This is a genomic window from Sphingopyxis flava (assembly GCF_900168005.1).
GTDB lineage: Bacteria > Pseudomonadota > Alphaproteobacteria > Sphingomonadales > Sphingomonadaceae > Sphingopyxis > Sphingopyxis flava.
Window position 1 is genome coordinate 1 of sequence record NZ_FUYP01000061.1, and the last position, 6,760, is coordinate 6,760.

Genomic DNA, 6,760 nt, shown 5'->3' on the forward strand with positions numbered 1-6,760 from the left:
TCGCACTCAGATGCGAAAAAACCGCGCAGAATTTCCGGTCCATCGTCAGTTTCGCCGCCGGACTTTGCTTGATCAAATTCGTCCACACAACCTAGTCTAATCGGCGCCGGACCGCGCGCCACACGGGTGCGGTGATCTCAGCGACGATGCGCTGCAGACGAGGTTCCAAGACCATCCGGCGATGCTGCCCTGAAGGTTCAAATCGCTCGCCGCTGCGGCCCTTCGAATAGGAAGCAAGGGCGTCCATAATCTTAGCCTCGCTTCCCAGCGGGCGCGTGTCACCAAAATGCAGGCGCACGCGCCTTATAACGCCAAAAGGATTGTCAACCATCTCCTCATAACGAAGAAGGAGACACTGCGCGGGCGGCAAGCGAAGCATCGTCTCGGCAGCGCTTACCCACGCCCGGGCGAAGAGGCGGACATTGTTTTCCTTCCCCGCCGAGCCGCTGTCTCCAGCCCAGTAGGGCGGCTGTTCCAAGAAGGAGGCGACAGCTGCCGAGGGGTCGCGCAGCAGTCCCACGAACCGGTTCACTCCGCTGCGCGCCAAGCGGTCCGCCGCTGGTGCGGCGGTCCAGGAGCTCAGCTTGACAGCGCGGCGTCGGCGTCGATCACCGCGCGCGAGACAGGCGAAGAGCCGCTCGGTCAGGGCGTCGATTCGAACCTTCTCATCCTCGCGCATCGCGGCCGTGCGCGCGAGGATAAGCTTGTTGAGGAACTCGGGCTCGCGAAGCGCCGTCCAGCCCCCGCTCTTTGCAAGCAGATTGCAAAGCAGCGTCGATCCACAGCGCCCGACGTGCAAAATGATGCTCGCCGGTGCTTGCATGTCAGGCTCGGTTGAGCCTTCGAGGATGACCCGCGCGGGGATGCGCCAGGCCGGCGGTGCGTACCGCGCTGCCGCCATCGCCTCGATCGCCCCGTCGAATGTGGGATCTTCGTATTTGCAAGTGCGCGTGTCGAGAAAGGTGACGCGAAGCGATGGATCGACATCAACCGGCGTCAGCTCGCAATCAGCGAGAGACAACTCCTCAAGCAGAGCGCGAAATTCGCCGCGACCAAGGCCGAGCCGTGCTTGAGTCTCGCCTTTTTGTGAGAGACCCGCAAGGTAGAGAGCAACCGCCGACGCGGCGTCCATGGCGCCCCTCACGGCCAGCCGCCCCGCGTCAGGCGGGCGCTTGGACAAGGAAGCCATCGACGAGCAGCTTGCGTGCAAGTTCGGCCCTGGCATTCGGTGCAAGGCCCGGTATCTCCGCAACCCGGAACGGTCTGCGCCGCCGCGACAGGAAGATAAGGGCCTCGCGGTGACTATTGTCGGCCGTCACCAGTGTCTGCGCGAACTGCAAGGCCACCCCGCCGCCGAGCGCGAGCACGCGTGCGTAAAGCGGCTCATTCTTGGCAAGCCGGCTTTCCTGCGTGATCCCATCGCGGCTCGTCACGTCGGCGACGAGGCGTCCTGCAGGTTGGCAGCGGCCGCGCCTGAGGAGACTATCCTCGATGGCACCGATCGCATCGCCGATCGCCTGGTCATCGATCAGGCCGATAACGTCGCCAACCTGCGCCCCCAGCTGCCCCCGCCGTGCGGGGTCGTTCAGAAAGCGCGCCGGAAGCCGCTCGAGAACGCGGTCGTCGCGTATCGCGAGCGTATCGAGTGCCGATTTGATCAAGTCGAGCATGTTGGGCGGGTGGATCCCGAGCGTGAGGTGAATGGATGTTTCATCGAGCGTTTCAGCAGCGTGGATGCGTCCGCGCGGGACATAGAGAAGATCGCCGGCGTAGAGGGTCATCTGCGTCGCGGGGGACAGGCCTTCGCCCACGAAAACATCGCGCTGCTGCAATTGACGCGTCGGCACATCGCCTTCCCCTTCATAGATGTGCCAGCGCTTCGAGCCTTCGATCTGAAGGATGATCACGTCATGATCGTCGTAATGCGGGAGGAACCCCTGCGATCCGGGCGGCGTGATATAGGCGTTCACCTGCGTTTCGAAATTGAGATCGACCTCGAGACCGCGTGCAAGCGACGCGATCTCGCCGACGTAGCGTTCGAGCCCGTTGAGGATGATCGTGAACCCGGACGCAAAATCATTGCGCAGCGCCACCATATCGATCGCGCCATTGCCAAGACGGTAGGCGGCAAGCTCCTTCTTTTCCTTCCCCTTGACGAGCCGCACGCCTGCCGGATCGGGTCGGCCATATTCGAGAAACTCCTCCAGAGCGCGCGCGCTGAAGATGTTGGCAAAATAGCCCGCATCGCCGCGCCGGAGGAGATAATGGTCCTGTCCCCAATAGTCGTCGAGGAAGCGGTCGACCGGCAGCGGGCGGAAGAGCCATTCGGCTGTGGGATCGCGGGTCATGCTGCACCAAATTTTTCTGAAAGGAGCGCGGTGGGGTAACCACCCTCGACGAGCCGCGCGCAGACGGTCTCGTAAAGGCCCTTGTAGGCAGCACAATAAACCGAGGGATTGTCGAAGCCGTTCCGGGCCGAGAAGCGGTTCTCCAGATCGCCACCGCGGCAGATATTGCGCCAGCGGCAGCCCGCGCAGCCGGTCGGTGTACTGCTCGACGTGGTCTCGATCTCGGCAAAGATCGGATTATCGAGAAAATCACGCAGGCTGTGCGTCTCCATCGAGCGGACGGGCGCTTCGGAATACCAGTCGAGCGCAGGAATATAGCTGTCGTCGATCGCGACGGTCCCGTCGCTCCGCGCGATCACGACCTGATTACTCTTTCGCCCCCGCCGGAAAATGGCGCCGGGGGTCACCGAGGCGCGAAAATGAACGAGCGTCTGATCGATGAACTTGATGCGCACCTGTTCATTGTCTTCGGCGAGCCATTCCTCGAATATTTCCGAAAGGCAGCGGCCGTAGCGCTCGGCCTCGCCCGAGACCTGGAATTCAGCGTCATCGACATTGCGATCAGGGAGCAGGAAATTGAGCTCCTCGACACCGAGGTCGCGCAGATAATGATAGATCTCGCGATAGTCGTTGGCGTGATGAAGCACGCTGATCGTCGAGGGGAGCGGGGCGCCATAGGCCCGCGCGACAACGAGCCGCCGAATGGCGTCCTCCGTCTGCTGGAAGGTCGAGCGGCCGCGTTTGTCGAGCCGAAAGCGGTCATTTGCGCCCCGGGGTCCGTCGATGCTGATCCCGACGCCCACGGCATGCTCGATGAAATGGTCCGTCCAGCGCTCATCGAGCAGCACGCCGTTGGTCTGGATGGCGAGCGACAGATTTGCCACCGGCTCGATGATGTCGCGAAGCGTCCGGCACGCCTTGCCAAACGTCTCGGCGCCGATCATCGCGGGCTCTCCGCCATGAAAGGCGAGCTTGGCGCGCGGAATGCGCAGTTCCGCGCAGCCCTCTGCCATCCAGTGCGCGAGCCGCTCGGTCACCGCGTGCGGCGCGTAGGCGGGGCGCTCGAGCGGCGTTTCGTCGCCCATATGGAAATAATAGCAATAGCTGCAGTTGATGTTGCAACGCTCGGCCACCTTGTAAACGACCTGCAGCGCCTCGATTGAATCGGGCTCGCTCGCCCTCCACTCGCGGCGACGGACAAGACTGTCCGCCGCCGGAGCGATGCTGATTTGCTGTGTCACAAGCAATTCCTCATCGACCAGTTGAAAATAGGGGAAGCGCCGTCAGCGGCCTCCGCCCCGCGTTACGCCGCCGGCGACATTGCCCGGCTGGAGCACTTGCCCGGGCTGGATGACGTTGGTGACGAGATCACGGATATTGGTGAGCGCCTGCGACTGGTTATAGTCGCCGCCACCCTGCCGGTGATCGCCGCCCTTCTGAGTATAGCCGCCCTGCCCCTGGTCATAATCGGGGTCGGCAGCGATCGGCGAAAAGGCGGCTTCGCCGGGCGAGATGAGGCCGTCGATGATCGCTTGTCCGATGAGCTTGCGGCGCTCGGTCGACAGGGTTTCGAGACGCTTCAGCTTTTCTGCGCTATGCTTACCAGCCATGATAATCTCCTTACGTTTTTGAGGAACTTGCCCGCCAACCGCTTGCGGCGAGGCCGCAAGGCACCCTCCCCCACTCACCCGAGCGGAGGTGGCAGCGCACTCGGCGAACATTCAACAATCGAGCCGCGTGAACCGGGCGGCTACGACCCGCTTATGGTCTTGGTGGAAGCAGCGGGCGCGCCCGCATCGCCGCGGCTGCAGCGAAAACTTCGCACAAATGGTGTGCAGGCCCTGCGAACCTGCGAATGGCAACCAACCTGTGCGACCTGAACGATTTGCCCCCCGGAAAGGGTCTTGGCACGGATCACAGGCGAACTTTTCCGCTCTGCGCCCTACCGGACGAATGACCACCGCCCGATCTGTGCCGAGCCTGATGCCGTCCCGTCAGCCGGTCCTATTGGACGGAAACGACAATTCGCGATCATCCGAGCCGAAACAGCGACGAAAATTTTTCTGCGCCAGTTTGGCACGATAGCAGAATGGCTCTGCTCGCGCTCGCCGAGACTGAGCTCAAGGGGTCGATCCCGAACGAGCCACCGGACCTTCATGGAGGCCCCCTCGCTGCCAGCCGACAAGAGAATCAATCGTCCACCTTTTGCTGAAACGGGCGAGATTTGCTGCAACCCATGGCCTTCGCTCGCGTGATAGCCCGCAAGACCTGGTGGAGCATCCCGACATGACACGGAGCGGCGATGGCTAGAAGGACCCAGTTAATCGCCGGCGGGGGCGTCGCATTGCTGCTCGCGCTCGCGGCTTATTGGCTCATCGTGCCGCGCGAGCCTGCGGTTGCCGTGACAAGTGCGCAAATCGCACCCGCCGAGCGTGTCCTCACGCTCAACGGGCGCATCCGTCCCCGGCTGGAGATCGATATCCGGCCACCCGCGGGCGGCGAACTTGTCGCGCTCCCATTTGATGTGGGCGATCGCGTAAGCGAGGGCCAGATATTGACCCGTATCGACGACGGGCCTGAAACCGCGGCCATCGCGGAGGCAAAAGCTTCGGTTGAGGCACAAAAGGCGACGCTCGCCCAGGCCCGGCGCGACCTCGCGCGGTTCGAGGCGCTCGGCGAATTCACAACGCGCCGCGAGGTCGAGCAGCGGCGGCTTGCGGTCGCCGAGGGCGACCGCGAGCTCAGACGACGCGAGGCAAGCGTCGTCGAGGCCCGCGAGCTGCGCGATCGCCGCACCTTGCGGGCACCCTTCAGCGGCGTGATCCTCGAGCGCCCCGTCGACCTTGGGCAGTCTGTGGGAACCGAGTCGATCATTTATCGCCTCGCCGACCTTGCGAACCCCGAAATCCGGATCGAGGTCGACGAGCTTTATTCCACCGCGATCCGGCCCGGCATGGCCGCGCGGGTCACGATCCCGGAGCTCGGCGTACGCCCGGCGCGGGTCGCACATGTCGAGCCGCGCATCGACCCCGAGACCGGCGCGCGCGATGTCCGGATCCGGCTCAATTCAGGCGACCTCGTCGTCCCCTCGGGCCTGACGGTCTCCGTCGACTTGCTCATCGAGCGCCGCGAGAGGGCGATCAGCATTCCGCGCAGTGCCATCCTCCAGACCGGCGGCGGTGCGCGCGTCCGCCTCATCGACCCCGACGGCCGTGTCACCGAGCGCGCAGTCCAATTCGTCGACTGGCCGTCAGAGGAGGTCTTCGTGACATCCGGTCTCGCCGCAGGGGACCGCATCCTCTTCGATCCCTCCGCCGCACGTCCGGGCGAGCGGGTGCGGGCGGCCGATTGACGTGCCGCTTTATGCGCTCAAGCTTGCAATCAGACACCTGCTCGCGCACCGCGGCCAAACCTCGCTGCTGGTCGCGGGCGTCGCACTTGGGGTGAGCGTCTTCGTGTTCATGAGCGCACTGATCGGCGGCCTTGCCGAGCTGCTTACGGCGCGCACAGTGGGCAGCATTCCGCACATCGTCCTCGAAGCAGCGGAGCGCGGCCCGCAAAGCTCCTGGGACAGCGATGCGGCCCAGATTGCCCGCCAGAAGGATCTCGGGCGGCGCGATCAGATACCAGCATGGGAGCCGCTCATCGAGGTGATCGAACGAACGCCGATTGGGACCGCGGTGTCGCCGCAAATCGCCGGCGGCGCATTTATCGAGCGCGGCCAAGCGGTCAAACCCGTCAGCGTCGTCGGCGTGATGCCGGACAAGCTTTCGGCGATCGCCGACATTGCTGGCGCTATCGTCAGCGGCAGCGGCGACTTACCCCCCGATGGCATTTTGGTGGGCAGCCGCCTTGCAGACGATCTCGACCTCAGGGTGGGCCAAGTTCTTCGCATCGCGTCGGATCGCGGGCGTTCGCGCTCGCTGCGCGTCCAGGGAATTTTCACGCTGGGTATCGGCAGCGCCGACCGGCAGACTGCCTACATAAACTTCACGGCAGCGCGCGCTCTTTGATCTTCCGACCGGCGTCACCCGCATAGAAGTCAAAGTGAGCCCTGCAACAGGCGCTGACGGTATCGCCGCGCAGCTGCACCGCTCAATAGGGCTCGATGCGATCCCCTGGACGCGCGAGAATAGCCAGCTTTTCGAGGGGCTCGATGCCCAGGCGCGCACCGGGCTCATCATCAAGATTTTTGCACTTGTCACGATCGTCGTCGGCATCGCGAGCGCAATGCTCTTGTCGATCGCGCGCCGTCAGGCGGAGATCGGGATCATGCGTGCAATGGGCGCCTCCAAGGCCCTTGTTGTCACCATCTACTCACCTGAATCTGAAGTTCGGCTCATTGTTTTTTGGCAGAAGCGTTTGACGGAGGCGAGGATCTCGTCTGCGGATTTGACCCACTTGTAGGGTTT

7 protein-coding genes are annotated in these 6,760 nt (G+C 63.7%); 3 read left to right on the forward strand and 4 right to left on the reverse strand.

The window, feature by feature from the left end:
- Positions 1-91 precede the first annotated feature (91 nt).
- From B5X69_RS19930 to B5X69_RS19945, 4 genes are read right to left on the reverse strand one after another with little or no spacing between them, the layout of a single operon-like run.
- Positions 92-1,132, reverse strand: coding sequence for a sulfotransferase family protein (locus tag B5X69_RS19930; protein ID WP_176141712.1), 1,041 nt, complete (start codon positions 1,130-1,132; stop codon positions 92-94).
- A gap of 28 nt (positions 1,133-1,160) precedes the next feature.
- Positions 1,161-2,348: a cupin domain-containing protein gene (locus B5X69_RS19935; RefSeq protein ID WP_079640253.1), complete on the reverse strand. Its 1,188-nt coding sequence runs from the start codon at positions 2,346-2,348 to the stop codon at positions 1,161-1,163.
- Entirely contained in the window at positions 2,345-3,589 is a 1,245-nt protein-coding gene (locus B5X69_RS19940; RefSeq protein WP_176141713.1) for a radical SAM protein, read from the reverse strand. The genes B5X69_RS19935 and B5X69_RS19940 overlap by 4 nt, the downstream gene beginning before the upstream one ends.
- Before the next feature lie 42 nt (positions 3,590-3,631).
- Positions 3,632-3,958 (reverse strand): hypothetical protein, encoded by a 327-nt coding sequence (locus B5X69_RS19945; RefSeq protein WP_079640254.1) that lies wholly within the window; start codon positions 3,956-3,958, stop codon positions 3,632-3,634.
- A 692-nt stretch (positions 3,959-4,650) separates the two neighbouring features.
- On the opposite strand from B5X69_RS19945, the gene B5X69_RS19950 reads away from it, so the two are divergent.
- Genes B5X69_RS19950 through B5X69_RS22530 form a run of 3 tightly spaced genes read left to right on the forward strand, consistent with a single transcriptional unit; the run spans position 4,651 to position 6,755 of the window.
- Positions 4,651-5,700: an efflux RND transporter periplasmic adaptor subunit gene (locus B5X69_RS19950; protein WP_079640255.1), complete on the forward strand. Its 1,050-nt coding sequence runs from the start codon at positions 4,651-4,653 to the stop codon at positions 5,698-5,700.
- Between the two features lies 1 nt (position 5,701).
- Positions 5,702-6,361: an ABC transporter permease gene (locus B5X69_RS19955; protein WP_176141714.1), complete on the forward strand. Its 660-nt coding sequence runs from the start codon at positions 5,702-5,704 to the stop codon at positions 6,359-6,361.
- 34 nt (positions 6,362-6,395) lie between these two features.
- Positions 6,396-6,755 carry an FtsX-like permease family protein gene (locus B5X69_RS22530; protein ID WP_079640257.1) on the forward strand — a complete coding sequence of 120 codons (360 nt, stop codon included), beginning with the start codon at positions 6,396-6,398 and terminating at the stop codon, positions 6,753-6,755.
- The last annotated feature ends 5 nt before the right edge of the window (positions 6,756-6,760 follow it).